The following is a 26,267-nucleotide window of genomic DNA, read 5'->3' as shown; positions in this document are numbered from 1 at the left end:
TCTGCACTTCGTTACGACATGACAATATCCTCTTCTTATGAAATACATCACCAAAGAACTCAAACCCGGCATACTTGAAATAGAATTAAAAGCAGAGAATGCCATTGAAACCAACCTCTTAAACAGAACGGATAGAGACAGGGATGAGTTGATTGATGTGTACTACCAGGATGCAGTAAGCAAATACAACAGCAATTACGAATTACTTCAGATCATCGATATCTCCAAGTGGCCCACGAAGGCGGTGGTGAAGTATGAGGTGGTGAAGGGGATTAAATAGGTTAACAAGTAGCTAATATTGAATCAATTTCTAAAACGATTTTTAAAACTCGATAATTTCAATGCATTATCGCCTTGACTATAGTTCTTCCTATGTAAGTCATCAACTTCACTGTGACACTCAATACACAGTACTTTTAGATTCTTCTTTCTATTATCTTCTTTCTTTCTGTTTTTATGATGTACTTCCAAGTAATATGCGTCATCATGTAATAATTGAATCTTGCACCCTTCACAGGTGAAATCTTCCTGTGCTCTACGTGCATAAGATACTTGCCCCCAATCTTTTGTATAACCTGTTCTACTAATTTCAGAAGGCACATATTTTTTGTGTTTTTTAGAGGCAATATCTAAAATCACATCGAACCATTCTTTGTCGGGTGACCCAAAAGAAAAGAGTGTTATTTCCTTGTTGCATTTTGAGCATAGCTCAAGTTTATGTTGTCCAATATTTACTCTTTTATCTGTACAATAGATGCCTACAGGCATTTGACTAGCAAAAACATAATTAGAATACTGCTGACGTACTTCGCATTCTGCTATATGAAACCTTGGTAAATGACCCCAATGCTCGGTCGCATATTTGTTTTTATATGCGAACATGTAATTTATACATTCATCTTCTTCATGATAATAGAAGCTATTGCTAACCTTAATTTTATTCCAGGTAGCATTAAATACAGGGGCGTAGTTAAAATGGCTTTCAGTTTTGAGTTTTCTTAAAAGCTTACTTTCAAGCCATTCTGATGATTTGCCTTTTAAGAAATCGTAAATCATTTTATAGAATCTCTTTTAGAATAAATTTCTTCAGCCAATTTATCACTAGATGTAATTACTCTAAACTCTACTCTTCGGGATAAATTTTTATCTATTTCTTTATCTGAACTGGCATAAATTATTTCACTCGACTTATTTAATGCTCTTGAATATGACATGCCATTTGCCGTAAACAAAAATTCGAGCCTGTCTTTCATTGAATCAGGCAGTGTTAAATATGCATTAGAGTTTCTCAATTTATCTAAAACATTTTGGGCCCTATTCGATGATAGGTTTAAATTGTATTTATAGCTATCCTCACCTGATTTTGGAGGGTCATTATCTGTATGACCTTCAATACGTATTTCTTTTACATAATCTATATTTTCAAAATTGCTCAATGTTTCAATATAGCGAGGAATGAAATCGTCAAGTATATCATTAAAGTCTCTCGTTAACCTACTACTCCCTGTATTAAAAAGAATTTTATTCTCTGGATTAAAGGTAACTGTGCCATCAGGACTAAGATCAAGCTCTTCTGATTCAATTTCCTTTTTGAACTCTTCTAATAAAGCATTGTAGATGTCATTTTCTACGAATTTGTACTCTATAATTTGCAATATATAATTAATGGCAATGAACATAAATATCACCATTAGTCCAGTCATCATATCCGCTAGGGATATCCAATTAGATTCATTTTTACTTCTTCTCATTGATTTGAGTTTGTAAGTAAAGTATGTACTCTTTGATTAATGAGTCGAATGTTTTAAAAGTAGCCTCAAGATCTTTCATGAACTTTTCATCTAACTTTTCAATAGTGCTTATTTCAAATTTTCTAAGTTCTTGTAAGGAGTGTGATAATGCATTAGTACTATCCCTTACACCATCTTCTCTCTCTAACCACTCAGAAATCTCATTTTTTGAATCTATGAATGCTAATCGCACTTCATCAAGTTTATTAGAATGTTCTTCCAACGCTTTTGATGTGGTTTGCATATTGGCGGTAGACTCCTTTACCTCAGTTATTATTTTACTGAATTTGGAGTCATCATCTGTTATGGCTTTAAACTCATCAATGATCATAGCTAGTTGAGATGTCTGACCTGCTATTTCGTCCAATTTATCTACCCAAGTATATGTTGTTTCTGTAAACTCTTTATGTTTATTTACTAATGATTCATAAGCCTCTTTTATAGATTGGATTTCAAGCCTGTATTCTCGCTGCCATTCTATAAGTTGATTAATTGCTTCAGTGAGTTTGTCAAAGTTCTTTTCGACCAATTCATTAATAAATGACTTGAAGGTGTTATTTACATCCTCAACCATGCCTTTAAGTGATTCAACTATTGCAGAATCAATTTGATTGGCAATTTTGTCTGACATACCAATGAGGTTAGCATTGATATTTTTTAATTCTTGTAGTTCGTTTTCATATTCTGGTTCTACTGCTATTCCACGAACCATTTTATACTTTACAATTTTTGAAAAAATCAGATTACCGCAGATACCATATAGTGATGTGTAAAAAGCATTTTTCAATCCGTCAAGTAGATCTGTTATACTGGTTTTGATGAACTCAGGGTCGGTATCAAAATAGATTAAACCATAAGTTATGCCTGCGAAAGTACCAAGTAGTCCAAGGGTTATAAAAACAGAGGGGATTGATTCAAATATGTAGTAATTGGTCCATCTATTTCTAACTGATGTTTTATATGCATAACTGACATATAATGAATAAAAAGTCCAAATACCTAGAAGGTACCAGGGTAATTCATTAAGTAAAAAATTAATTGTCATATTAAATCATTTTAATTCAGGATAACTCAATGATGATTATCCGGTTAACCTATTTCTGATCAGCACCCTCAAATACCTCCCTCAAACAACTTTGCATAAGCTGCTCTACTTGGTTAGTGCTGTTTTCTATTTCTTGTTCTAAGGCATCACATAAAGCCATTAAGGCATTTACCTTTGTTACTATCGTTTGTTGTTCTTCTGATGGAGGAAATGCAATTAAAGTATATAGAACAGTATTTCTATCTATGCCAGGTATCAAACCATTAGCATTTCTTCTATATGTCATTGCATTCACGTCCATTATAATTTTCACAAAATCTAATGGTGATAAAAAAGTATCCAAAGCCATAATTTGACGGGCAATATGAGCAGAATCCACATGTAACCAACCCATTTTGCCAACGCCAGAGCCCTTACAAGTGAGAAGTAGATCTCCTTTTTTGGCTAAGGACCTTGGAGCGTTAGTCCATCTATTAATTATTACCTTTTCATCTTTTAAGTTACTTGCACCTGTAATGTATGGTAAGCCAAAATCTTCCTTGTCGGAATATTCTGATGGCTTAAGGTCTTGTCCAGACTTTAAACTAACAACCTCCCCCAATCTACACCAAACCCAGTCCTCTGGTAGTTCATAGGGAATTTCGTCTTCGGTGATTTCGGGAAGTGGTTTTTCCTTTTTGATTTTTTTATCCTTAATGAGTTGGGCTTTCTCAGCTTTGATTTTCTCCAACAACTCAGCAGCGGTTTCTTGCACAGGGTTTTCGCTACGCCAATGTTGGGTGAGTTTACCTTGAACAGCTAATTGTAAGATGCTTTCTCGCAGCTTTTTAACTGAACTCTTTTCGGTAAAGAAGGTTTTGAAGTGGTCTCGTAAAAACGACCATTGCTCAATAGTATCGCCTGTGGTGAGTTGTTGCAAGGCAGAAGTTACAAAGTCTTCTTTGAGTTGTACCCGTACTTTGGTTTGCTCCTCCAAGGCTTCTACTTCGGTAAACAACTGATTCACGATTTCAACAATTGCTTTTTGTTCTTCGAGGGGTGGGAGTGGAACATATAAACTTTTAAAAGCGCTGCTGGAAATACCGCCAATTATACCAGTCATGCTTTCTTTGAATGCACTTCCAAAAGATTCTGAACCATAAATAGATTGAATATATACCGATTGAATCCCACCAAACTGCTCAATAGCATAGAGCTTATTTCCAAAGCATGAATCTTGCTCTAAAATCCCCATTTTTTTTCCAGCACTGCCACCTTCAGAACAAATCAAGACTGTACCTTTCCTTGCTACTTTAAATTTTGGCTCATTAAAAGGTATTTTCACGCCATTATCATGATTAATTGGATCGTTTAAATAACCAACATCTTTAGTGGCTATATAAGGAAATCCTTCTTTTAAATTTGCATACTTAGCTTCTTTGATACTTTTATTAACACTATCTCCATTGAAAACGAAACCAATTTGACCTAACCTTTCCCATACCCATGAATCTGGTATATTGAAATAAACTTCTGCCAAATCAACAGGAGGTATGTTCTCCTTCTTTATCTTTTTCTCTTTAATGAGTTGAGCTTTCTCTTCTTGTATCTTCTTCAATAAAACAGAAGCCGGCTGCACATTAGGGTTTTGTTCACGCCATTTTTTTGTCAGTTTCGCTTGTATGGCCAATTGCAAAATCAGACCCTTCAGCTCTTGAGCATTTTTAGGGTGTACAGTTAGATCTTTGAATATTTCGAGTAATTTCATGAGATTGCCACGGTCGTTCCTCCCTCGCAATGACGGCTAGGAGAGGGCTTCATTTAGTACTTTAATTATTTCACCTTGGATGGCACTCACTTTTGCAGAAGTGGCATTGTATTGCTTCAGCAACTCTTCTGGAGAAGCCAAGTCATCGCTTTCTTGGTGAGGGTTTTTGATATCGAGGTTATAGCCTCGGTCTTTAATTTCTTGGGCATCAACCTTCCAAGCGTGTTTGGCAAACTGCTCGTCTTCACGGTTGTTCCACCATGCTTTTTCTAAGTCAAATTCCTTAATGTTAATCGGCTTTCCTTTGTTGTAGCTCTTCACCCCAGCAGGGTAAGGATGCTCGAAGTACCACACGTCTTTCGTAGGCGTACCTTTCTCGAAAAACAGCACATTGGTCTTAATGCCTGTATAAGGGTTAAACACTCCATTAGGTAAACGCACAATAGTATGGAGGCGACAACGCTCCATCAACTCTTCTTTGATACGGGTTTTAACACCTTCACCGAACAAAGTGCCATCGGGCAATACCACAGCACAACGGCCACCATCTTTCAATAATCGTATAATCAATACCAGGAAAAGGTCAGCAGTTTCTTTAGTTCTAAACTTTTGTGGGAAGTTGGTTTCTGTACCGTCTTCTTCGACACCTCCGAACGGTGGATTGGAGAGTACCACATCTACCTTGTCATTCGCTCCCCAATCACTATATGGTTTGGAGAGTAAGTTATCTCTACGTACTGCAGGCACATCAAAGCCATGCAACATTAGGTTGGTAGTACACAACAAGTGAGGCAAAGGCTTTTTCTCAATACCCGTAATAGAGGCCTGAAAGACTTCTCTATCCTCAGGTGTATTCACTTGCTCACGTACATGCTCAATAGAGCAGGTGAGGAATCCTCCCGTACCACAAGCAGGGTCAAGGATCTTTTCACCTAACTGTGGGTTAACCATGTCTACCATAAACTGCGTAACTGCTCTTGGAGTATAATATTCACCAGAAGAACCTGCTGATTGCAATTCTTTTAGTATTGTCTCATAAATATCATTGAATAGGTGCCTTTCTTTGGTGTTATTAAAGTCAATCTTATTGATCTCGTTAATCACCTGTCGGAAGAGCGTGCCATTCTTCATGTAGTTGTAAGTATCCTCAAATACAGCACGGATGATCTTGGCCTGAGGGCTTACAGTAATGTCTAATTCTTTGAGTGTAGGGAAGAGCTCATTGTTAATGAACTCCATCAGTTGATCTCCCGTAAGGCCTTCTTCATCAGAGGCCCAATTCTGCCATTTAAGTTTTTCAGGGATAGGGCTTTCATAGCTGTCTATGGTTATTTCCCATTCCTCTTCCTTGTCGGCAAATATTTTCATAAACAGCATCCACACCATTTGCGAAATACGCTGTGCATCTCCATCTACTCCTGTATCCTTCCGCATGATGTCACGGATTCCTTTAATGTTGGTTGTTATGCTCATTTAGTTATTTGATTAGCTTTCTTGGTTGTAAAAGTGTTTATCAACCCCTCCGCCCTTTGGGCACCTCCCCTTCAAAAGGGAGGGGTTATTTGTGGTTCGTGTTTTATTTTAATTTAATTTTTTTATCCACCCCTACAGTATTTCCCTCCTTAACAAGGAGGGGTGCCCAAGGGGCGGGGTGGTTTATACTAATCCTTATTTTCAAATGCATTTTTAATACACTCCAAAACAGCTTCAAGCGATTCAAAAACTTCTTTATTTTCAAATCTAATCACTCGAATGCCGAGATGGTTCAAAAATAGTGTTCTATCTCTGTCATATTCAAACTGTGCATCATTATAATGACCAGCACCATCCAATTCAATACATAATTTTTCTGAAGTGCAATAGAAGTCCAAAATGTAATTCCCCACACTAAACTGTCTTCTGAATTTTCTTCCTTGCAATTGTTTATTTCTTAAAAACCGCCATAAGGTTTTCTCAGCAGGTGTCGCGTTATTTCTGAGCTCTTTTCTATATTCCTTTAATTCAGGTTTGTTATTAATCTGCTCACTCATTAGGCAATATTATTATAGATTTCTTGTTCCAGCTCTCTAATAGCTTTTTCAAAATCATCTTTCTTACCAAAAGCTCTCACTAATTCAACCGGAGATCCTAAATCACTTATTGGTTTTAATTTAAGCACAGCTCCACTTTCAATAGAGGTTATGCCATCATCCTCATACTTTGTTAATAGTCCATCTAAAACTTCTCTTGCTTTTTCACTGTATTTACCGAAGTAATTGCGTTTTCTAACATTTTCAGCACGTTCTTTACGGGTTAAAGCGGGTTGATCAAAAGCAACATGACAAACCAAATCAAAGTCGTCCATTTCTTTCCCAACTTCTTCTTTAAGTGCTTCAAGTAAAATACCTTGATCCGCTAATTCAGAAATTAATTCGGCTTTTTTATCGGATTCATTCCATCGCTGTATAAAAGAATCAAGAGAGGCGAATTCCTTTTTAATATTGGTTTTTGTGTAATCCTTCAATGACTCTGTTATCAGTCGTCCATCTGCGCCATAGTATTGCACTCTTTCATGAATGATACTCACAGGAATTCCGGAAACATAATATTTATTAGGGTCAGGAGGAGTCTCATCTATTAAAATATCATTGTAATGGATATCTTCAATTTCTTCTTCATCAGGTGGTATAATGGAATCACCATCTTGAGGATCGTATATGATAACAGGTTCTCCATCAAACTCTGGATCAGCAAACATATTAGTGGCCTTTTTAAAGTCCATTATTGAAAAATAGACCTTGCCTTCTTTTTCTCTCAATCTTGTTCCACGACCAATTATCTGTTTAAATTCAGTCATTGAAGCAATATTTGCATCTAATACGATTAGCTTCACCATTTTTGTATCAATACCAGTAGTAAGCATTTTTGATGTTGTGGCAATTACGGGAAAGCGTTCCTCCACATCTACAAAATTGTCTAGTTCCTGTTTCCCGATTTCATCGTCACCGGTTATTTTGACAACATATTGAGGGTGTTTAGCAACTAAATCGGCATTTTCATTAATCAATGCCATTCTCATTCTGTTGGCATGATCGATATCAACGCAGAAGACAATTGTTTTTGCAAAACGGTCAGTTGCCTTTAACCATTTGGTAATTCTTTCAGCTACTACTTGTGTTCTTTCATCTATCGCTAATTTTCTATCGTAATCTACCAGATTATAGATTCTATCAGCTACATAATTTCCGTATCTATCCACGAGTCCGCGAGGTGGTCTCCAGCCTTCATCAATGTTTGTCGTAACTCTTATTACTTTATAGGGTGCTAGGAAGCCATCTTCGATACCTTGTTTTAATGAGTATTTGTATACAGGCTCTCCAAAATAGGTCATGTTGGACACGTCTTTTGTTTCTTTTGGCGTTGCTGTAAGTCCTATTTGTGTAGCTGAACTAAAATACTCTAATACTTCACGCCATGCAGATGCTTCAGCGGCACTTCCACGATGACACTCATCAACTATAATAAGATCGAAGAAATCAGGACTGAATTCTTTGTACGCATTTTTCCATTCTTCAACACCTGTAAGTCCTTGATACAAAGCAAAATAGATTTGATATGACTTATCGATTTTTCTGTGTCGAATAATGTGCATTATTTCATTACCAAAAGGGGCGAAGTCACCGTTCTTTGTTTGAGTAAGCAGTGCGTTTCTATCAGCTAGAAATAGAATCCTTTTTTTAGCATTGATTTTCCAAAGTCGCCAAACAATATTAAATGCTGTAAATGTTTTACCAGTACCAGTTGCCATTACAAGAAGAATTCTCTCTTGACCTCTTGCGATAGCCTCAACGGTTCTGTTAACAGCATTGAGTTGATAATATCGAGGGGTTTTCCCTCCTAAATCGAAATAGTATTCTTGCTCAACAATTTCTTGAGCATAAGGATCATCTATGCCTTTAAATGTCAAATACCGTTGCCATAAATCTGCCGGACTGGGAAAGGAGTCCAATGAGATTTCCTCTTCTAACTTATTGCCGGTGCCAGTTTTATCATGAAATACGAATGAATCACCGTTTGATGTAAATACAAATGGTAATTGAAGAATTTCTGAATATTCCAATGCCTGAGGCATGCCATCACCAACAGGTTTCTTATTATCCTTTGCTTCAATTATAGCGATTGGTATCTCAGGCTTATAATAGAGAATGTAATCGGCACGTTTGCCTTTACCTCTGGTATGCATACGTCCCTGAACAATAATTCTTCCATCGGTAAAGCTTACTTCTTCACGTACCTGCCTTTTAATATCCCAACCAGCCTTTTGAATTGCAGGAGTGATAAATTTTGTGCAAATGTCTCTTTCAGAAAGATTTTTCTTATTCATGGAGCTGAAATGAACGTTTAAGATACTCACTAGCGCTCATTAATCAGAAAAATATGAAAGATTATATTACGATAATTATGTAATTAGAGATATGGAATAACGATTTAGACTTAGAACTAATTGACTTATAAGGGTTTGTCTATTAACCTCCGTACCGTGAATTACTAAAACTCATCTATTTCGCTCACCCAGATAATCCCAAAATAGACAGTTCAGAATAAAAAATCAGGTTTTTAGTTTCGCTTCTACCAAAAATGTGTTCGATTAAATTATGCTTTTTGGGCACTGCGGCCAGTAACTTCATGGCATAATTCTCAATTCGCGAATCGCGAATTAAATAGTATCTGATTAAAATCTAATTCGCTGGTAAAGTATATTTACACTATACATATTTTACCACTAAAACACACTTATTTCCCTCACCCCGGCAGCGCCAAAATAGGCAGCTCAGAATGAAAAATCAGGTTCTTAGTTTCGCTCTTGCCAAAAATGCGTTCGAATAAATTATGCTTTCTGGGCACTACGGCCAGCATGTTAATTTCATTTTGTTTTATGTATTCATGCAGCCCATGCTCCACATTATGGTCATAAATAAAGTGGAAGTGATGTAGAATATTCTTAAAATATTGTTCAAAGCGCTTGGCTGATGTTACTTCATCATCTTTCAGTGCGTTTTTATCGCTTATGTGCACAATATGTACCTGGCTTTTAAATAGTGTACATATGTCTTTGAGCGGCTGTAAGAGCTCAGGGTTTAAAAACTTATAATCACTTGCCAGGGCAACATTTTGTATGGAAGTATACTTTTCTTTTTCCGGCAAAATCAAAACAGGAATTTTGGAGTCTTTCACCAAATAATAGGTATTGGTACCTAATAGTTCTTCTCCAAAAGTATGGGCTCCTTTGGTTCCCATAATAATCAGGTCAATATTATTTTCCTGGCATTCTAAACGCAGTAAGTTTTCGATAAAACCATGCTTGCAGGAATAAGAGAAATTCACGTCTTGTAATTCCTTAACATCCTTAATCGTTTTTTGAAACTCCTTCTCAATAAGCTCGTCTTGCTCATCTGTTATTTTATCAATGGAAGTAACCATAGCGGCCTCGCCATGGGCGATAGGAATATTAAAAGCGTGAAGTATAACAAGCTCTTCAGCCTTAATGTCTTTGGCCATTTTTGCGGCATAGCGTATGGCATTGGTGGCACAATCTGAGAAGTCTGTAGGTACTATTATTTTCTTTATCATGACAGTAGCGTTTAGAAAGCTGGCTCCTTAAGTCTGACACTGAAGTTGTTTCAGGCAACTGTGCGATACAAACCCAAAGAGCCAACTTTTAGGTTTAATGAACGGCTATTTCTTTTTTATAAGACTTAGCCAATTCTGGTTTTTTAGGTAGATCTAGCGTTAATATGCCATCCTTATAGGTGGCTTCTATTTTGGCTACATCTACGGTTTCAGGTAAAATAAAGGTTCTTGAGAATGAGTTGTAATTAAACTCTTTACGAGTATAATTTTCTTCTTTGACTTCCTTGTCGTCAGTCACTTCGCTGCTGATTGTTAACTGGTTGTTTACTATATCAACTTTGAAATCATTCTTTTTCATGCCTGGTGCGGCAAGTTCAATCTTGAATTCTTTATCGTCTTCAAGCACATTAGCAGATGGCATTTTGGTCCAGCCATTTGCCCAGTCGAGGTTCATCATTCGATCGTTTTCGAAGAAATCATTGAAAAGGGTGCTTACACTTGGAAGCATAGCCGATTTTTTGAGGGTTTTCATAATTACTCCTGTTTATGGTGATGAATAATTCTTAGTATAAAATAACTTGTATATCCTTAAAATCGCCATGATGCCCATCAACCTGCATACTGATTCTTATCAACCTTCTTTAGAGATTTTAAAGGTTCTTCGCGAACGCTCCAGTGAAGCTAAGATCACACCCCACATACTAAGTAAATCTGATTTCAATCACCAAATGCTGTGATGTGGGTCATCAGTATAATGAATGGGTGTGACTACATTTCTATAAACAAAACACCCATAGCCATGAAACTTTTAAAAATACATTCAGGCCCTTTTCATAGGTTTGGCTCCCGGTACGGAAGTATGTTCGACCCTACACACTTACTTGGTAGAGGAGTTTTTGATGACACCTGGTTGGTAAAGAAAGAGAGTGAGAAAGAAAACGAAGCCAAAACTGGCAAAATGGGAAGGACCAATAAGGTAATTAAAATTTAATCAGGTGATTAAGATATTACTACCTACCGATTTTTCACAGTCAGCCAGAGATGCTGCCTTATTCGCTATAGACATATGTAAGCAAGTAGGGGCAAGCATCACTTTTATACACCTCACAGGCAGTCCGGGTGGTCATAAGCAGTCAAAATCTGAAGAACCGGGCGATGCTGTAGATACTAATGCATTAGCTCAACTGCAGGAGCTGAATGAAATGGCTCAGAGCTATAAATTAGAAAGCGATTATGTAATTAAGAACGAATCGAACCTCGATTACATTAAAGACTATGCCTCGCTGCATAAGTATGATTTAATTGTACTTGGCTATAAATCAAGCAACGACAACCATGCGAGAAAGCTTAATAGCTTTGCGAAGCACTTAGTGAGCACTTCAGAAACACCGGTATTGGTACTTAAGGGGCACGTTGATAAGATTAACAAAGCCGCACTACTTTCAGATTTTAATGAGGAATACATCATTAATGAAAAATGGATAAACAGCTTCATTTCAAAGCTAAAAATTGACCTGACGCTGGCGTGTATAAATACTCCATCACTCTTTTTTGATTCCAGAACCATTATGCAACGAATGGAGCTCTTCAAAGAGCATTATGATACATCGCCCGATACATTAATCTACAATGATTATCAGTTTGCTAATGGCATCAAGCACTTGTGCGAAGATTTGAGCCTTGATTTAATTATCATGAATACTCATGGGAAGTCGAGACGAAACTTTTCAGGGAACAGCATTACTTCACAAGTGGTGGCAAGCACAAACTGCTCGGTACTTAGTTTGCCTGTAGGCTCTCAATAGACAATGTGACTTTTCACCTTTCATAACGTCAGACATGTAACTAACATGAACATGACCATCATTAACACACCGATAGAAGAAAGAAATGAACAATCGCAATTAGATAAAGCTCTTTTTTACCGAGCATACTCTATTGCCGATCATATCGATATCAAAGCCTTTAAGCTCGATCACCCAGCTAAACTCATATTTTCATCAGGAACTGAATTATATTATCAGGAGAGCACGTTTAAAAACCTTTATATTCTCAGCTATGGAACATTAGTGTTCTTAAATTATGAGAAAAGCGATGAAATGAGGACGATAGAGAAAATAAAGGGCTATTGCGAAAAATTCAATCCTGTATTTTATGATGACATTTTACATGTGAAATTGAGCCCCAATGAGCAACTATCAGTTTCCTTTAGTAAGTTAACCATTAACCATTTTAGTAATGACGTGAACAAGATCATTATGCTGAATCTCGCGCAATCTGTAACGCTGGACAAGTATAATTTTGAAACGGAGCAATTACTAAGTGAGATGAAAAAACACACCAATACTTTACAGGAAAAAGGAGCGATTAATCTTAATCAAAAAGATGCTTCGAAAATTATAGGCAGAACATTGTCAACCAAGAATAATATTGCGGAGAACCTTTATATTATTGATACTCCTGATAAAACCTGGGACGATGAATTCATTAACAACCTCCACAAAAGTTTAACCCTTTATTTCGAACTTACGCCACGGCACAGGGCTTTAGAAAACACCATCAAAATTATTGAAGAAAACCTAACAATTTTTACCACTTTCAATCACCATAAAGAAAGTAGCCGGTTAGAGTGGATTATTATTATTCTAATCGTAATAGAAGTGCTGGATACATTAATTAGTAAGGTACTATAATATTTTAAAACCTTACATCTTTCACGTTGTTGATTAGTCATGCATTTAATGACTTTGCTAGTAGATTGTGGTTTGTTCATTCTTATTTGGATGGTGCAAATAATAGTGTACCCTGCATTCTTATATACGAGGGGAAGCCAACTGATTCAATGGCATAAAAAGTATAAAGGAAGGATCTTTGTCTTTGTCTTTCCACTTATGACGGCACAGTTACTCGGCCATCTCTCGTTGTTTTGGCTGGGGAATAGCCAGCTGCATCTTATCTGTTTGTTGTTCATCGCAATTTCCTGGATTGTTACTTTTTATAAAGAGGTTCCATTACATAACCTCATAAGTATGGATCAATATCAGCCAGGCACCATACGCGATTTAATTAACTGGAACTACCCAAGGTCATTTGCATGGACAATTGTATTTATCCTTAACCTAATCATCTATTCATCCAAATGAAATTAACCTTAAAACTAGCAGCCATCTATAATATTATTTGGGGTGCGTGGGTAGTTCTATTTCCTACTCAATTCTTTGAATTAACAGGTATGCAAACTCCTGATCAACTCATGATTTGGCAAGGTATGGGCATGGTAATAGGTGTTTACGGCCTGGGTTATTGGTGGGCGAGTTATAACCCTATAAGACATTGGCCCATTGTGGCAGTTGGTATGCTGGGTAAAATTTTTGGGCCGCTGGGCTTTCTAATGAACTACCTAAGCGGTAAAGTGCCTTTCGATTTTTTTTATACACTTATCACTAACGACTTTATTTGGTGGATACCTTTCAGTTACATTTTATTAAGGGTACATAAAGAAACACGATGGGCACTCAATTAAAAAAGATTAGCAGATATGGCATGGTTGGCTTTTACCTATTTGCAGGAGCTAACCATTTTATAAATCCAGAATTCTATTATCTGTTAATACCGGATTATCTGCCTTTTCCAAAGTTGATCAATTTCGCGAGTGGCTTAGTAGAAATGGCGCTGGCCGTATTGCTTTTGTTTGATCGCTTTAAAAGATGGGCTGCCTATGGGATTATTGCCATGTTAATCTGTTTCATTCCATCACATGTGCATTTTATTCTTATTGGTAGTTGCATCACAGATGGGCTCTGCGTGCCGGAATGGGTAGGGTGGATCAGGCTGTTGCTAATTCATCCACTTTTGATGTATTGGGCTTACACGAATAGAAATTAAGCTTTCTTTAGATGTATCGTGAAAGTAGTGCCTTCACCTACTTTTGAGTCATAATCAATCGTTCCACCCATTAACTCGGTATACATTTTTACAATGCTAAGTCCCAAGCCGGTGGACTGCTCACCTCCGGTTGGTTGAGCACTCAAACGCTGGAATTTTTTAAACATATTCTTTTGATCGGCCATCGTAAAACCCGGTCCCTGATCTTTCACTTTTATTACCACCTGATCATCTTTGGTTTCTTTTGCAGTTAGGGTTACGGAGGTGTTTGCGTTAGAAAATTTAATCGCATTGGAAACAAGGTTATCTAAGATTTGATCAATAAATACAGCATCTCCTAAAACCATAACTTCATCGTCACATTCGAAATTAAGATGAATGTGCTTCTTGTCAGAGGAGTTTTTATATTCACTTTTAAGGCCTTCAAAAATCTGCTTAACACTTACAGGCTCATTCTTAATCTTAGGTTGTAAAGTTTCAACAGCCTCGGCATCCAGTATTTTACTAATCATCTCCCGTAGCCTCATAGATGATTTAATAATCTGATTTATTAATTCTTTTTGATCTTCCGGAAGCTTCTTATTCTCAATAAGAAATATTTCTGCTAATCCGGCTATTTGATTGATAGGGGAGCGTAAATCGTGAGCCAATACTCGAATGAGGTTATTTTTCTCGTCATTCATGTCCAGTAACTGCGCATTAGCCTGCTCAATTTTCAATTGTTGTTGTTCTATTTTCTTCTTGTTCTCTTCAAGGTCTTCCAGCGCATTCTTTTTACCTCTATACAATCGATAATAAAATATAGCCACTACCAGGGCTCCGATAAACAGACAAACAAATCCGATATTGATAATTCTGTTTAGCTGATTTTGTAGGGCTCTGTCAGTCAGTACTTTATTTTGTAATTCTTTCTCCTTTGTAAGTAGTATAATCAGCTCATCAGCATTTACATTTTCACCAACAGAAATATTCTTGATGATTTTGTAAATGTCGTTTTCAATATGATTGCCTACTATTTCATCTTTGATGGAAGCAAAATAGGTACTAGCAAGGTATTCGTTAAAAATAGTAGCCCAATCACTTACTTTTGGCATTATTAGGCCATAACCCAACCCTTTAATTGGATATAAATTTTGTCTGAAAATAGGGGTTGTTGGGTCGTTTTTAAGCGCCATGAGATAAAGTGGCAAATCAACATAGCCAAATGCATTTTCACTTGACAATATATTTTCAATAATTGGTTGATTGCTCGATATATAATCTATCTTGAAGTTATAGCCAAGGCCTTGTAAGTACTTGAGTTGCTCCTCGTAAGTGGTGGCCTCAACGGTTATTGCTGTGAGGTTTTTAGAATACTCTCTAAAATGGTCTTTATCTTCAAAAATTGGCACATCAGATCTGGAGATCATCACAGCCACATCCGACATGTAAGGATGCGTAAACTGCACTTTCTTTAAGCGGGTAGCTGTAATGGAAAGCGCTGACACACCAAATTCACCATTATGATCGCTTTCGCTTATATAATCATAGAACTCTTTAAAACTGTTAGAATTGATCCAGTGAAGTGTAAGATCCACGTTGTGGGTCAGTTTCAGGTATTCTTTAAAACCTTTAATGAGCTCAGCTTCAATGCCTTGCATGTTGCCTTCATCATCTTGATAAATGAATGGCTTGGAAATGTTCCAGTAGAGGTCTATTGTGCCTTCCTTATTTTTCTTAACCTCCTCCCACGACACGTCATGTGCGTGCATTGTAAGGGTTGAAAAAATAAAAACAAGAAGAAGTAAATAGTACTGTTTGGGCATTTAAATAGAAATATTCAAACATGAATATAACTAATTACAATCAACTCTACCTTAGCGATTTGTACAAATTTTAAAAAATTAAAAAGGTCAACTTTATTGAATATATTTAAGCAAGATGCCAAAAAAGAAATTCGTATTTGTATGTACCGATGATGATTGCAAAAAAGCAGGTTCTAAGGCCTTGTGCAAGATGGTGAAAGACAAAAAGGGTTTTCGCCTAATTAAAACCCAATGCATGGATGCATGTAAAAAAGCCCCAAACATAATCATGAATGAGGCTTTGTATTCTAAAGTGGCTAAAGATAATTTAGCCGAAATGTTAAATCATTCTGCTTCAGCCGATTGATCATTGGCAAAAAACTCAAGGTTAGCGATCTTCTGATCAATGGCACTTAGTCCAACACCTTCTTCACCAATCATATCGAGCAATTCAACAGCTCTTCTCGCGATGGTTTCTGTCTACAAATGATTTTGTCTCAAAAAAATGTGCCCTTATTTAGTTGAAGGACAAACAAAGGCTGTTTTTTTAATGTCGGTTTCAGCAATGGCTTTAAAACCACCTTGCACATCAATTAAATTATGAATCCCTCTTGATTTAAGTATTGAAGCCATAATCATTGAACGGTATCCACCCGCGCAATGCAGGTAATATTCCTTCGATGCTTCAAAGTCATTCATGTTTTTGTTTATGAAATCAAGTGGTGAGTTAACTGCATTTTCAACGTGCTCAGCGTCATATTCAGAAGGTTTTCGCACATCCATCACGTTAATATCTTTGGCCGCATAATCTTCAGCAAATTCACTGGCAGTAATTGACTTAACAGTGTCAATTTCTTTTTCGGCTTGTTTCCAGGCCTTAAAACCACCTTTTAAATAACCAAGTGTATTATCATAACCCACCCTTGAAAGCCTGATGACCACTTCTTCTTCACGGCCTTCATCAGCAATAAAAATAATGGGCTGTTGTAGATCGGGAATTAAGGCACCTACCCAAGGAGCAAAACTTCCATCGATACCAATAAATACTGAATTAGGGATATGGCCCTGAGCAAACTCCTGCGGCTTTCTGGTATCTAAAACCAAAGCCCCTTCGTGGTTGGCCATGGCCTCAAATTCATCAACCGTTAATGGAACATTACCACGATCCATAATGGTGTCTAAGCTGTCCACACCTGATTTATTCATCATAGCGTTTTTAGCAAAATATTGTGGGGGAGGGAGTATGCCTGTTGTTACTTCTTTTATAAACTCCTCTTTAGTCATATCCGCTCTAAGAGCATAGTTATTCTTTTTCTGGTTGCCCAATAAATCGTGAGTTTCTTTGCTCATGTTTTTACCACAAGCTGAGCCGGCACCATGAGCTGGGTAAACAATCACATCATCAGGCAATGTCATTACTTTATTTCTGAGGCTATCGTAAAGCATTCCTGCTAAATCTTCCTGCGAAAGGTCAGATTTTACTGCTAAGTCAGGTCGGCCAACATCTCCAATAAACAATGTGTCGCCACTAAACAAAGCATGTTCTTTTCCATTCTCATCAATTAAAAGATAAGATGAACTCTCGGGCGTATGGCCTGGTGTGTGTAATACTTTAATTTTAATGGCTCCCAAATTGAATATTTCACCATCAGTTGCCTCATGAATATCATACTCCGTTTTAGCTCCCGGGCCATAAACAATAGTTGCTCCGGTTTTATTGGCTAAATCAACATGTCCTGAAACGAAGTCTGCATGAAAATGCGTTTCAAAAATGTATTTGATTTTAGCGCCAGCTTCTTCCGCTTTTGCTACGTATGGGTCTGTTTCTCTCAGTGGGTCAATAATTGCTACCTCACCATTGCTTTCAATATAGTAAGCGCCTTGAGCTAAACAGCCAGTGTATATTTGTTCTATTTTCATTTTTTTAATCTTTAAATCTGATGTAAAGATAAGTCCTCTGGTTAGGAGGGAGTGTAACAATAGTTACAAATCTAAAGAATCTCAATCTTGTTGCGGTGCTGTTCAATTTTATCTTCTTTCTCCAGTTTCTTTAATAGCCTTGAGATTACTACTCTGGATGTATTTAATTCCCTTGCTATTTCTGCATGCGTTTTATGTATTTCATAGCTCCCAGACGATTGTTTCTTGTCTAGCAGGTACTTATACAACCTTTCATCCAAGTTCATAAAAGCCATACTATCAATGGTATTGAGCAGTTCATCAAACCTCATTTTATAGGAACTGAAAATAAACTTTCTAAATGCGGGGTACTTTACAATCCATGAGTCAAAGTGATTCATTGGAATCATCCACACCTGGGAATCTTCCTCAGCGGTTACTTTAAACTGGTTATTACTAGGCTCCAGGCAGCAACTGATGGACATGGCACAGGTATCACCACCTTCGAGATAGTATAGAAACACATCGCCTCGTTCAGGATCTTCTCGCATTACTTTAAGTACACCGGTTAGAACTAACGGTATATATTGAGATCGGGCTCCAGATTTTACTACGACATCGCCTACTTTGGCTTCCTTAAATTTTCCGAGATTTAAAAGTTCAGAAATAAGTGGCGGCTCAAGTCCAATATTTTCTAAGTATGATTGAATGCGAGTTCTATCCATCTATGCTCATTGCCAGTGTTATTGTCAGGAAAACATCTTATTTTTAAAAGAGATTCCAAAGTATGCAAATAGTTAATAATAAAACTAATTATCAGTTTGAAACAATTGTAGATGGTGAAAAGGCCGAATTGCAATATCGGATAAGGGATAATACCGTTTATTATATGCATACCTGGGTTCCAGAATCAATCGAAGGTAGGGGAATAGCTAGTGCTTTAGCCAAATTTGGGTTGGAGTATGCTAAAGGTAATCGCTATCAAATAGTGGTATATTGCCCATTTGTAGTGGCCTATGTGAAGAAGCACCCTGAGTACCTTGAACTGCTGAACACAAATTATCAAACAAAAGAAAAGCTACTAGGATCATGATTTTGGCAGTATTTTTAAGTTTTCTGATGAATTGGTCCGACAGCGACACTGTTGGTATTCCTTATTTATCAGATGAGCGATTCAATTATGAGCTCATTTACACATTTGAAAAAAGACCACAGCCTCCGCAAGATCAATTTGATGAGGATCTGAACCGATCGACCTATTCACCTTCACCGTTACCTTATGTAAAAATTAAGCTGTTTTTAATGCTTCAGGAGTCGGAGGGCATTTTTAGATATCGAGTGGAAAATAACAAAGGTGATATTCTCAGAAACAGAAAAGTAAAAGACTTAACAGAAGATTTTATTATTGATATGGGCTTTGCAGATGATATAAAGGATCGAACCGGAGCCCATGAGTTCTTGATATTTCTGTTAGATGACGATAAAAAGGAAGTAGCAAAATTAATTTTCTTCTTCAGTGAGAAAGGAAACTTGTTTATAAACGGCCAGGAGCGGGGCAAGATATAATTGGCAAGACATTTGCAATAACCTTTAACGAGGTTGTTGTTTGAGTTTTAAATCCCGGTTATCCATCATGGAGCCGGGATTTTTTAATTTAAAGCTCTTGTGCATTGGATAATATGGCAAACCTTTAATCTTTGCATTCGTAATCTTACAAGACTTTATAGACCAAAACAATACACTCTATGCTTCGAAAAGCACTTGTTCTAGTTATCACATTTCTTACTTTATCACCTTCATTTAGTCAAAAACCCCATAATGATAATTCAGCCGAGATTCTTTTAAAGCTTAAAAAACTTAATTTCTTAGGTACTGTGCTTTATGTGGCAGCACACCCTGATGATGAGAATACAAGGCTGATTGCCTATATGAGCAAAGAAAAGCTGGCAAGAACAGCTTATTTATCATTAACCAGAGGTGATGGTGGCCAAAACTTAGTGGGCCCTGAGATCAGAGAAGGATTGGGCATCATAAGAACGCAAGAATTGTTAGCAGCTCGTAGAATTGATGGCGGGGAGCAGTTTTTTACCAGAGCCAATGACTTTGGCTATTCGAAATCAACGGAAGAAACTCAGAAAACATGGAATAGAGAGCAAATTCTAGAAGATGTCGTATGGGTGTATAGAAATTTTAAACCAGATGTCATTATCACTCGCTTCCCACCGGATGAAAGAGCAGGACACGGACATCATACAACTTCTGCAATTTTCGCGGCAGAGGCATTTGATATGGCTGCCAATAAAGATAAATACCCAGAACACTTAGAATTTACGGAAACCTGGCAACCTAAAAGGCTTTATATGAATACCGGCCCGTGGTGGAACCCCAATATTGATGAAAACACACCGGGTGTTATAACCATAGATATAGGTGGTTACAATTCCCTGCTAGGCACCTCTTATTCAGAGCTTGCAGCTTTGAGTCGCTCTCAACACAAATCGCAAGGGTTTGGATCTACCGGAAGCCGTGGCAGCAGATTAGAGTTTTTAGAGCACGAAAAAGGTGAGAAGGCAGAAAAAGACATTTTTGAGGGCATAGATACAAGCTGGGGCAGAGTAGAAGGCGGCAAAAAGATTGAAAAGATGATTAATGATGTTATTCAAAATTATCAGCCTTCAACTCCGGAAGCCAGTGTTGCACCACTGCTCAGAGTGCGTGACGAAATAACCTTGCTATCCAACGAACATTGGAAGAGAGTAAAAATTAAAGAGATTGATGAGATCGTAAAATCCATGCTTGGCTTATACCTGGAGGCTAAAGCTGATGATTATGCAGTGGCTCCAGGAAGTAAAATAAAAATAGGAGTAGAGGCCGTTAATCGGACTACAATGCCGGTGAAATTGGAAAGAGTGTCGTTCGATCACTTGAAAGATACTTTAATGGATAAAAGTTTAGGTGACAATGAATTGCTGGAATTTGAATCGAGTGTTACAATTCCAGTAGATTGGAAGTATAGTCAGCCCTATTGGTTAAGAGAGAAAGGAACATTAGGCACGTATAAAGTGGACAATTTGGCTTTGAGAGGTAAGCCTGAGAATCCTGCTACTATGGATGTAACCTTTGCGGTTGACGTTGCAGGCCATAAATTATTATACACTACTCCGTTAATTTATAAATGGAATGATCCTGTAGATGGTGAACAATACAGGCCTTTCGAAATAATTCCGAAGGTTATGGCAAGCATTCCTGAATCTGTTTACATTTTTAATGGTGATGCCAGCAAAAGCATCACTGTAAATGTTAAATCTGGTGCTGATAATGTAGAAGGCCAACTTAAGCTGGATCTTCCTGAAGATTGGAAAGTTAAGCCTGAGTCAGCAGCAATTAATCTAACAAATAAAGGCGATGAAGCCCCTTTTACCTTTGAAGTGACCCCGCCTAAAGGTGAAGTGGTTACGGAAATGAAAGCAGTAGTTACCATTGGCGACCAGGTATATGACCAAAGCCTGCAAACTATAGAATATGATCATATTCCAACTCAAATCTATTTACCTACCGCTAGTGCTAAAGCTGTTAAAATGAATATAGCAAAATATGGTAGTACTGTCGGCTATATTCAGGGCGCAGGAGATGCGGTGCCGGCAAGTTTAAGAGAAATAGGTTATGAAGTAACAGAAATTGCCGAGAATGATATTACACCGCTATCGATTGAAAATTATGATGCGATTATATTAGGTATAAGAGCATTGAATACGAATGAACGAGCTGATTACTATATGCCTATTTTGTTGGAATATGTAGAAAATGGCGGAACACTTATTATTCAATATAACACTTCTCATAGGCTTAAAACTGATAAAATCGCGCCTTATGATTTAGAATTATCAAGAGATCGGGTAGCGGAAGAAGATGCACCTGTAGAAATATTGAAACCCAAACATCCGGTAGTAAATACACCAAATAAGATAACCAAATCAGATTTCGATAATTGGGTGCAGGAAAGAGGGTTGTACTTTCCGAATGAATGGTCTTCAGAGTTTGAAGCCATCTTATCGAGTCATGATGAAGGTGAGGACGCGAAAGAAGGTGGGTTGCTGGTTGCAAAATATGGTAAGGGTCATTATGTATACTCAGGCTATTCGTGGTTTAGAGAACTTCCTGCTGGTGTGCCAGGTGCCTACAAGCTATTTGCCAACCTCGTATCATTAGGAAATAATCCGTCTGACAAACCTTCTAAAACGCAATAATGACAGAACAAGAAAAACCACCTTTCTTGGGCAAATGGAAGAATATCTATTGGCTGCTAATGGCTAATCTGGTATTCCTGATTATACTTTTTTATCTGTTTACACGCCATTTTTCATGAATATCATAGACTGGATTGTTCTTTTTGGTACGCTCATTTTTATAGTAGGCTATGGAGTTTGGAAAACCCGAGGCCAGAAAAATATAGACTCTTATTTGAGAGGTGGAAATGATACCAAGTGGTGGACGATTGGCCTTTCAATAATGGCAACTCAGGCCAGTGCAATCACATTTTTAAGCACACCAGGTCAGGCTTATACAGATGGCATGCGCTTTATACAGTTCTACTTTGGCTTGCCGCTGGCTATGATTATCATATCAGTGTTTTTTCTACCCATTTATTACAGATTGAAGGTTTATACGGCCTATGAGTACTTAGAAACTCGGTTTGACTTAAAAACGAGAATGTTAGCCGCCTTGATATTTTTGGTTCAAAGGGGCTTAGCAGCTGGCATTACTATATATGCACCGGCCATCATTCTATCATCACTCTTAGGCTGGAGATTGGGTTATACCACAACTATCATTGGTGTATTAGTCATTATATATACCGTTTCTGGCGGAACTAAAGCAGTTACCCAAACGCAAAAGCAGCAAATGGCAGTCATGATGGGTGGGATGATCACTGCCGGCATACTGGTGATTCTATCACTTCCGCCCAATGTGGGGTTTGCAGATGCCATGCATGTGGCAGGTAAAATGGGTAAACTCAATGTAGTCAACTTTGAATTTGACTTATCTGATCGCTATAACTTTTGGTCAGGTATGACAGGCGCTGTATTTCTATTTCTGTCATATTTTGGAACGGATCAATCACAAGTTCAGCGATATTTATCTGGTAAGTCATTGTCAGAGAGCAGGTTAGGATTAATGATGAATGGATTACTTAAGGTGCCCATGCAGTTTATAATCCTATTTATTGGTGCTATGGTTTTCGTTTTCTACCAATTTAATCAGCCTCCAGTATTCTTTAATGATACTATTAAAACCGAAATGCGCAGTTCAGAGAATGCCAGTCAGTTTCAAAATGTTGAAAAAGAATATGAAGAAGTATTTGAAGAAAAAAGAAAGGCTTTAGATGAGTTGGTTGTTGCCATACAATCCGATAAAGAAGCCGCCATTGACCAGTCTGCTGAAAAGCTCAATTCATTACAAGCCAAATCTGATGGCGTTAGGAACGAAGCAAAAGAAATTATAGCCTCTACTTTGCCTGATGCCGAAACCAATGACAAGGATTATATCTTCATGAATTTCGTGATGAACAATTTACCAATAGGCATTGTAGGCTTGTTGTTTGCTGTGATATTTTCGGCAGCTATGTCGTCCACATCATCTGAATTGAATGCGTTAGGTTCAACCACTACCATTGATTTCTACAAAAGAAAGGTAAAACAAAACCTGAGTGACCACCAGTATTTGCAATCCTCAAAACTGTTTACACTTATATGGGGCATAATTGCCATTATATTTGCCAGTTATCTCTCTTTATTTGAAAATCTGATTCAGGCCGTAAACCTTATAGGGTCGTTGTTTTATCCTATCGTACTGGGAATATTCATAGTAGCCTTCTTCGTAAAATCAGTGAAGGCCAATGCCGTTTTTACCGGTGCAATCATTAGTCAAATTATTATTGGTATCGTTCATTACTTGAACATTAATGATGCAGCGGGAATATTTACGATGGGTTTCCTATGGTATAATGCCTTCGGCTGTCTACTCGTTGTGGCAATCAGTTACCTTTTACAGCATACTTTGCCTACTAAGAAATAAAATGATTTAAACAAAAAAGGCCATCTACTAACTAGCAGATGGCCTTTTTACTTTTAATAATCTTAAATTACTTCAATGTAGCGATTAAGTCCTCATTTCTTTTAACATAACCAAAATCACCATTAGGGAAAGCTTTTGCTAACTCCATAGATTTTTCGGCAGTAGCCTTCGCTTCCTTCTTATTTCCTAAAGCAGCAAGAATTCTTGCTTTAGTGTGTAAATGCCAGAATTGTTTAGCGTTTTCACCAACTGATAAATACATGTTCATCCACTCTAACGCCTTGTTTAAGTCTTTGCCAGCGTTTAAGTAATAGTTAGCCGCAGCCACATAATTACCTGGATTCACTTTTGTATTTGCTTCAATAGAAGCCATTACAGCTGCATCAAAATCAACACTCATAGGAACTTTGATAGACACATCTGCCCAAGATAATTGGATATTAGCTGAAGTGTTGTTTTCGCTAATATCAGAAATGTTATACGTTAATGTTTCTACTGGCGTGCTCAACATTATTGGTTTAACAGTAGTGCTTACTACTTCTTTTTCTTTGTCGTAGCCGGCAACGTTACCACCTAATGACACATCTGAATAAAGCATAAATTTCCATTCATCTTTACCTGGTACAGTAAAAATTAAGTATTCACCTGCTTTCACATCAGTTCCAGCAATTTTAACATCAGTGCTAAGTTTTAAAACAGATCCTGCGTTAGCACCAGATCTCCAGATTTGCCCATATGGCTGAAGGAATTCATCACCTTCACCAAAGATCTTACGATCTTTTACTTTTGGTCTAGAATAGTCTATAGTTACATCTGTTAAGCCTACTTTGCTATAAACAGAACCTGCAGGGCTAGGCTGAGGAACTTCAATTTGAGCATTTACGGCAAAACATGTGATCACCGCTAATAAAATCGTTAATGTTCTTTTCATGGTTGAATTAGTTTTTAGTTCTTACGAATTTCGATACGAAATTGTCAAAAATTTGTTAACTACAATCGTTTGAAACTAAATAAGTCCTTTTATTTATCCGACAATGTCCTTGATGTGGCAAAATGCCTATTAGGTAAGCGATTATGTGTAATTGCCTGTGGGGAGCTAAAATCAGGGATAATAGTTGAAACAGAAGCATATTCCTATAAGGAGAAAGCCTGTCATGCCTACAACTTTAAAAATACCAAACGCACAGCTACACTTTTTGAAAATGGCGGTGTAGCCTATGTATACCTTTGCTATGGCATCCATAAACTCTTCAATATTGTAACTAATGTAAAAGGTATACCGGAAGGTGTGTTAATTAGGGCAGTCGAACCCACTGAAGGTATTGCATTGAAGAAGAAAATTACTTCCGGGCCCGGTAAATTGACTAAAGCCATGGGCATAACATTACAGCATAATCAAATGGATTTAACTGGTGACAAAATATGGATAGAAGATATTAACCATCAGCCTGAGATAGAAGCGAGTAAACGAATAGGAGTTGATTATGCCGGTGAAGATGCGGAACTTTTATGGCGGTTTACTTCAAAAAATAATCATTGGATAAGTAAGTGAATAAAGGATATATTACGTTTATGTTAACGTTAAATTTATATTTGCAGTAATGAATAAAATACTTTGCCCAGTAGACTTTTCTGACACATCGTTGAACGCGATAGAATTTGCCGTTGAAATCGGTAAGAAATTCCATTCAAAGGTAACTTTGCTGCATGTTTTTACTGAAGAGGATTTTAATAAAGTTCTTGGTAATAAGGCCAAAGGCAAATCGTTCAAGGAGTTGTTGGGTATGGCTAAGAATAGAATTAGCCAGTTGGCAGATGCAATTAATGAGGATGCTGTAAAAGATGGGCTCGATAAATGTGATTTCTACTTAGAAATGGGTGAGCTCACCGAAAAAATCAATGAAACTGCAGTAGGAGAAAATTATGATTTGATCGTAATGGGTACTACAGGGGTGAGCAAACGCAGCGGAATTTTCTTTGGAAGCAACACTGAAGATGTGATTGACGAAGTGAGAAGACCCGTGATGTGCATACCATCCAATGCATCTTTCACGAAGTTTAAGAAAATAGTGTATGGTTCTGATTATCTGGAAGAAGACAAAGTTGCCATACAGGAAGTAATATCTTTTGCCACTATGTTTGATGCCCGAATAAATGTGGTGCATGTAAATAGTGAGAATGAGGATGAAGAGTATAAAAAGTTTACTCAGGAATTAAAAAGTTTTATTCAGTATAATAAGATAACATTTACCAATCGTCAATACGATGATATTGGTAAAGGCCTTTTAGAGTATATGAATTCTGAAAATGCTGATTTACTGGTTGCCTTTAAAAGAAAACGAAATATCGTAGAAAGCATCTTTAGTAAAAGTATTACCAAAATTCTGTCCCACACAAGCGACAAACCATTACTCATTTTAAAGTTATAACTA

General features: G+C 37.3%; 27 protein-coding genes. 14 read left to right on the top strand and 13 right to left on the bottom strand.

What is annotated here, in order from left to right:
- Nucleotides 1-37 precede the first annotated feature (37 nt).
- Nucleotides 38-280 (top strand): hypothetical protein, encoded by a 243-nt coding sequence (locus JR347_RS13230; protein WP_205721071.1) that lies wholly within the window; start codon nt 38-40, stop codon nt 278-280.
- 23 nt (nt 281-303) lie between these two features.
- On the opposite strand, the gene JR347_RS13225 is transcribed toward JR347_RS13230, so the two are convergent.
- From JR347_RS13225 to JR347_RS13185, 9 genes are all read right to left on the bottom strand, one after another.
- A complete protein-coding gene (locus tag JR347_RS13225; RefSeq protein ID WP_205721070.1) occupies nt 304-1,056 on the bottom strand; it encodes an HNH endonuclease signature motif containing protein in 753 nt (250 codons plus the stop codon).
- Nucleotides 1,053-1,751, bottom strand: coding sequence for an OmpA/MotB family protein (locus tag JR347_RS13220; protein ID WP_205721069.1), 699 nt, complete (start codon nt 1,749-1,751; stop codon nt 1,053-1,055). The genes JR347_RS13225 and JR347_RS13220 overlap by 4 nt, the downstream gene beginning before the upstream one ends.
- Nucleotides 1,738-2,835: a coiled-coil domain-containing protein gene (locus JR347_RS13215; protein WP_205721068.1), complete on the bottom strand. Its 1,098-nt coding sequence runs from the start codon at nt 2,833-2,835 to the stop codon at nt 1,738-1,740. Before JR347_RS13215 ends, JR347_RS13220 begins: the two co-directional genes overlap by 14 nt.
- Nucleotides 2,836-2,884: 49 nt before the next feature.
- A complete protein-coding gene (locus tag JR347_RS13210) occupies nt 2,885-4,582 on the bottom strand; it encodes a restriction endonuclease subunit S (protein WP_205721067.1) in 1,698 nt (565 codons plus the stop codon).
- A gap of 36 nt (nt 4,583-4,618) precedes the next feature.
- Nucleotides 4,619-6,055 carry a class I SAM-dependent DNA methyltransferase gene (locus JR347_RS13205; protein ID WP_205721066.1) on the bottom strand — a complete coding sequence of 479 codons (1,437 nt, stop codon included), beginning with the start codon at nt 6,053-6,055 and terminating at the stop codon, nt 4,619-4,621.
- A gap of 188 nt (nt 6,056-6,243) precedes the next feature.
- Nucleotides 6,244-6,612 (bottom strand): endonuclease domain-containing protein, encoded by a 369-nt coding sequence (locus JR347_RS13200; RefSeq protein WP_205721065.1) that lies wholly within the window; start codon nt 6,610-6,612, stop codon nt 6,244-6,246.
- Nucleotides 6,612-8,945 carry an EcoAI/FtnUII family type I restriction enzme subunit R gene (gene hsdR, locus JR347_RS13195; RefSeq protein WP_205721064.1) on the bottom strand — a complete coding sequence of 778 codons (2,334 nt, stop codon included), beginning with the start codon at nt 8,943-8,945 and terminating at the stop codon, nt 6,612-6,614. The genes JR347_RS13200 and hsdR overlap by 1 nt, the downstream gene beginning before the upstream one ends.
- A 419-nt stretch (nt 8,946-9,364) precedes the next feature.
- Nucleotides 9,365-10,192, bottom strand: a complete 828-nt coding sequence (locus JR347_RS13190) for a universal stress protein (RefSeq protein WP_205721063.1) — start codon at nt 10,190-10,192, stop codon at nt 9,365-9,367.
- A 94-nt stretch (nt 10,193-10,286) separates the two neighbouring features.
- Entirely contained in the window at nt 10,287-10,724 is a 438-nt protein-coding gene (locus JR347_RS13185) for an Hsp20/alpha crystallin family protein (protein WP_235689674.1), read from the bottom strand.
- 267 nt (nt 10,725-10,991) lie between these two features.
- On the opposite strand from JR347_RS13185, the gene JR347_RS13180 reads away from it, so the two are divergent.
- Genes JR347_RS13180 through JR347_RS13155 form a run of 6 tightly spaced genes read left to right on the top strand, consistent with a single transcriptional unit; the run spans nt 10,992 to nt 14,077 of the window.
- Nucleotides 10,992-11,183 carry a hypothetical protein gene (locus JR347_RS13180; protein WP_205721062.1) on the top strand — a complete coding sequence of 64 codons (192 nt, stop codon included), beginning with the start codon at nt 10,992-10,994 and terminating at the stop codon, nt 11,181-11,183.
- Nucleotides 11,184-11,187: 4 nt separating this feature from the next.
- The gene (locus JR347_RS13175) at nt 11,188-11,997 is read left to right on the top strand and encodes a universal stress protein (protein WP_205721061.1); all 810 of its coding nucleotides are present in this window, start codon (nt 11,188-11,190) and stop codon (nt 11,995-11,997) included.
- 51 nt (nt 11,998-12,048) lie between these two features.
- The gene (locus tag JR347_RS13170; RefSeq protein ID WP_205721060.1) at nt 12,049-12,885 is read left to right on the top strand and encodes an RMD1 family protein; all 837 of its coding nucleotides are present in this window, start codon (nt 12,049-12,051) and stop codon (nt 12,883-12,885) included.
- Nucleotides 12,886-12,933: 48 nt separating this feature from the next.
- Nucleotides 12,934-13,335, top strand: coding sequence for a hypothetical protein (locus tag JR347_RS13165; RefSeq protein WP_205721059.1), 402 nt, complete (start codon nt 12,934-12,936; stop codon nt 13,333-13,335).
- Nucleotides 13,332-13,715 carry an alkyl hydroperoxide reductase gene (locus tag JR347_RS13160; RefSeq protein WP_205721058.1) on the top strand — a complete coding sequence of 128 codons (384 nt, stop codon included), beginning with the start codon at nt 13,332-13,334 and terminating at the stop codon, nt 13,713-13,715. Before JR347_RS13165 ends, JR347_RS13160 begins: the two co-directional genes overlap by 4 nt.
- Nucleotides 13,700-14,077 (top strand): DoxX family protein, encoded by a 378-nt coding sequence (locus JR347_RS13155; RefSeq protein ID WP_205721057.1) that lies wholly within the window; start codon nt 13,700-13,702, stop codon nt 14,075-14,077. The genes JR347_RS13160 and JR347_RS13155 overlap by 16 nt, the downstream gene beginning before the upstream one ends.
- On the opposite strand, the gene JR347_RS13150 is transcribed toward JR347_RS13155, so the two are convergent.
- Entirely contained in the window at nt 14,074-15,828 is a 1,755-nt protein-coding gene (locus JR347_RS13150) for an ATP-binding protein (RefSeq protein WP_205721056.1), read from the bottom strand. The genes JR347_RS13155 and JR347_RS13150 overlap by 4 nt on opposite strands.
- 169 nt (nt 15,829-15,997) lie before the next feature.
- On the opposite strand from JR347_RS13150, the gene JR347_RS13145 reads away from it, so the two are divergent.
- Nucleotides 15,998-16,228, top strand: a complete 231-nt coding sequence (locus JR347_RS13145; protein WP_205721055.1) for a (2Fe-2S) ferredoxin domain-containing protein — start codon at nt 15,998-16,000, stop codon at nt 16,226-16,228.
- A 146-nt stretch (nt 16,229-16,374) separates the two neighbouring features.
- Here the strand turns inward: JR347_RS13145 and JR347_RS13140 are convergent, their stop codons facing one another.
- Nucleotides 16,375-17,781 carry an MBL fold metallo-hydrolase gene (locus JR347_RS13140; RefSeq protein ID WP_205721054.1) on the bottom strand — a complete coding sequence of 469 codons (1,407 nt, stop codon included), beginning with the start codon at nt 17,779-17,781 and terminating at the stop codon, nt 16,375-16,377.
- 71 nt (nt 17,782-17,852) lie between these two features.
- Nucleotides 17,853-18,485, bottom strand: coding sequence for a Crp/Fnr family transcriptional regulator (locus JR347_RS13135; RefSeq protein WP_205721053.1), 633 nt, complete (start codon nt 18,483-18,485; stop codon nt 17,853-17,855).
- Nucleotides 18,486-18,547: 62 nt separating this feature from the next.
- Between JR347_RS13135 and JR347_RS13130 the strand changes: the two genes are divergently transcribed.
- The 4 genes from JR347_RS13130 (at nt 18,548) to JR347_RS13115 (ending at nt 23,835) form a co-directional block, all read left to right on the top strand.
- Nucleotides 18,548-18,853 (top strand): GNAT family N-acetyltransferase, encoded by a 306-nt coding sequence (locus tag JR347_RS13130; RefSeq protein WP_205721052.1) that lies wholly within the window; start codon nt 18,548-18,550, stop codon nt 18,851-18,853.
- Nucleotides 18,854-18,879: 26 nt separating this feature from the next.
- Nucleotides 18,880-19,326 (top strand): hypothetical protein, encoded by a 447-nt coding sequence (locus tag JR347_RS13125; protein ID WP_205721051.1) that lies wholly within the window; start codon nt 18,880-18,882, stop codon nt 19,324-19,326.
- 179 nt (nt 19,327-19,505) lie between these two features.
- On the top strand, nt 19,506-22,007 hold the full coding sequence (locus tag JR347_RS13120; RefSeq protein WP_205721050.1) for a PIG-L family deacetylase: 2,502 nt from the start codon (nt 19,506-19,508) through the stop codon (nt 22,005-22,007).
- Nucleotides 22,008-22,122: 115 nt separating this feature from the next.
- Nucleotides 22,123-23,835: a sodium:solute symporter gene (locus JR347_RS13115; protein WP_205721049.1), complete on the top strand. Its 1,713-nt coding sequence runs from the start codon at nt 22,123-22,125 to the stop codon at nt 23,833-23,835.
- A gap of 67 nt (nt 23,836-23,902) precedes the next feature.
- Here JR347_RS13115 and JR347_RS13110 read toward each other — a convergent pair whose 3' ends face one another.
- Nucleotides 23,903-24,766 carry a DUF2911 domain-containing protein gene (locus JR347_RS13110; protein WP_205721048.1) on the bottom strand — a complete coding sequence of 288 codons (864 nt, stop codon included), beginning with the start codon at nt 24,764-24,766 and terminating at the stop codon, nt 23,903-23,905.
- 69 nt (nt 24,767-24,835) lie between these two features.
- Here JR347_RS13110 and JR347_RS13105 point away from each other — a divergent pair, with 69 nt between their 5' ends.
- Nucleotides 24,836-25,387 carry a DNA-3-methyladenine glycosylase gene (locus JR347_RS13105; protein ID WP_205721047.1) on the top strand — a complete coding sequence of 184 codons (552 nt, stop codon included), beginning with the start codon at nt 24,836-24,838 and terminating at the stop codon, nt 25,385-25,387.
- Nucleotides 25,388-25,436: 49 nt separating this feature from the next.
- On the top strand, nt 25,437-26,264 hold the full coding sequence (locus JR347_RS13100) for a universal stress protein (protein ID WP_205721046.1): 828 nt from the start codon (nt 25,437-25,439) through the stop codon (nt 26,262-26,264).
- The last annotated feature ends 3 nt before the right edge of the window (nt 26,265-26,267 follow it).

The organism is Fulvivirga lutea, from assembly GCF_017068455.1.
Taxonomy (GTDB): domain Bacteria; phylum Bacteroidota; class Bacteroidia; order Cytophagales; family Cyclobacteriaceae; genus Fulvivirga; species Fulvivirga lutea.
This window is presented reverse-complemented; position numbering and strand designations above follow the sequence as displayed.

Coding starts and splice junctions, on each gene's coding strand:
- JR347_RS13205 (WP_205721066.1), bottom strand. CDS start 6,055: ATGAGCATAACAACCAACATTAAAGGAATCCGTGACATCATGCGGAAG.
- JR347_RS13200 (WP_205721065.1), bottom strand. CDS start 6,612: ATGAGTGAGCAGATTAATAACAAACCTGAATTAAAGGAATATAGAAAA.
- JR347_RS13135 (WP_205721053.1), bottom strand. CDS start 18,485: ATGGATAGAACTCGCATTCAATCATACTTAGAAAATATTGGACTTGAG.
- JR347_RS13100 (WP_205721046.1), top strand. CDS start 25,437: ATGAATAAAATACTTTGCCCAGTAGACTTTTCTGACACATCGTTGAAC.
- JR347_RS13125 (WP_205721051.1), top strand. CDS start 18,880: ATGAATTGGTCCGACAGCGACACTGTTGGTATTCCTTATTTATCAGAT.
- JR347_RS13115 (WP_205721049.1), top strand. CDS start 22,123: ATGAATATCATAGACTGGATTGTTCTTTTTGGTACGCTCATTTTTATA.
- JR347_RS13145 (WP_205721055.1), top strand. CDS start 15,998: ATGCCAAAAAAGAAATTCGTATTTGTATGTACCGATGATGATTGCAAA.
- JR347_RS13215 (WP_205721068.1), bottom strand. CDS start 2,835: ATGACAATTAATTTTTTACTTAATGAATTACCCTGGTACCTTCTAGGT.
- JR347_RS13160 (WP_205721058.1), top strand. CDS start 13,332: ATGAAATTAACCTTAAAACTAGCAGCCATCTATAATATTATTTGGGGT.
- JR347_RS13110 (WP_205721048.1), bottom strand. CDS start 24,766: ATGAAAAGAACATTAACGATTTTATTAGCGGTGATCACATGTTTTGCC.
- JR347_RS13220 (WP_205721069.1), bottom strand. CDS start 1,751: ATGAGAAGAAGTAAAAATGAATCTAATTGGATATCCCTAGCGGATATG.
- JR347_RS13155 (WP_205721057.1), top strand. CDS start 13,700: ATGGGCACTCAATTAAAAAAGATTAGCAGATATGGCATGGTTGGCTTT.
- JR347_RS13120 (WP_205721050.1), top strand. CDS start 19,506: ATGCTTCGAAAAGCACTTGTTCTAGTTATCACATTTCTTACTTTATCA.
- JR347_RS13130 (WP_205721052.1), top strand. CDS start 18,548: ATGCAAATAGTTAATAATAAAACTAATTATCAGTTTGAAACAATTGTA.
- JR347_RS13165 (WP_205721059.1), top strand. CDS start 12,934: ATGACTTTGCTAGTAGATTGTGGTTTGTTCATTCTTATTTGGATGGTG.
- JR347_RS13190 (WP_205721063.1), bottom strand. CDS start 10,192: ATGATAAAGAAAATAATAGTACCTACAGACTTCTCAGATTGTGCCACC.
- hsdR (WP_205721064.1), bottom strand. CDS start 8,945: ATGAATAAGAAAAATCTTTCTGAAAGAGACATTTGCACAAAATTTATC.
- JR347_RS13140 (WP_205721054.1), bottom strand. CDS start 17,781: ATGAAAATAGAACAAATATACACTGGCTGTTTAGCTCAAGGCGCTTAC.
- JR347_RS13210 (WP_205721067.1), bottom strand. CDS start 4,582: ATGAAATTACTCGAAATATTCAAAGATCTAACTGTACACCCTAAAAAT.
- JR347_RS13150 (WP_205721056.1), bottom strand. CDS start 15,828: ATGCACGCACATGACGTGTCGTGGGAGGAGGTTAAGAAAAATAAGGAA.
- JR347_RS13225 (WP_205721070.1), bottom strand. CDS start 1,056: ATGATTTACGATTTCTTAAAAGGCAAATCATCAGAATGGCTTGAAAGT.
- JR347_RS13170 (WP_205721060.1), top strand. CDS start 12,049: ATGACCATCATTAACACACCGATAGAAGAAAGAAATGAACAATCGCAA.
- JR347_RS13180 (WP_205721062.1), top strand. CDS start 10,992: ATGAAACTTTTAAAAATACATTCAGGCCCTTTTCATAGGTTTGGCTCC.
- JR347_RS13230 (WP_205721071.1), top strand. CDS start 38: ATGAAATACATCACCAAAGAACTCAAACCCGGCATACTTGAAATAGAA.
- JR347_RS13185 (WP_235689674.1), bottom strand. CDS start 10,724: ATGAAAACCCTCAAAAAATCGGCTATGCTTCCAAGTGTAAGCACCCTT.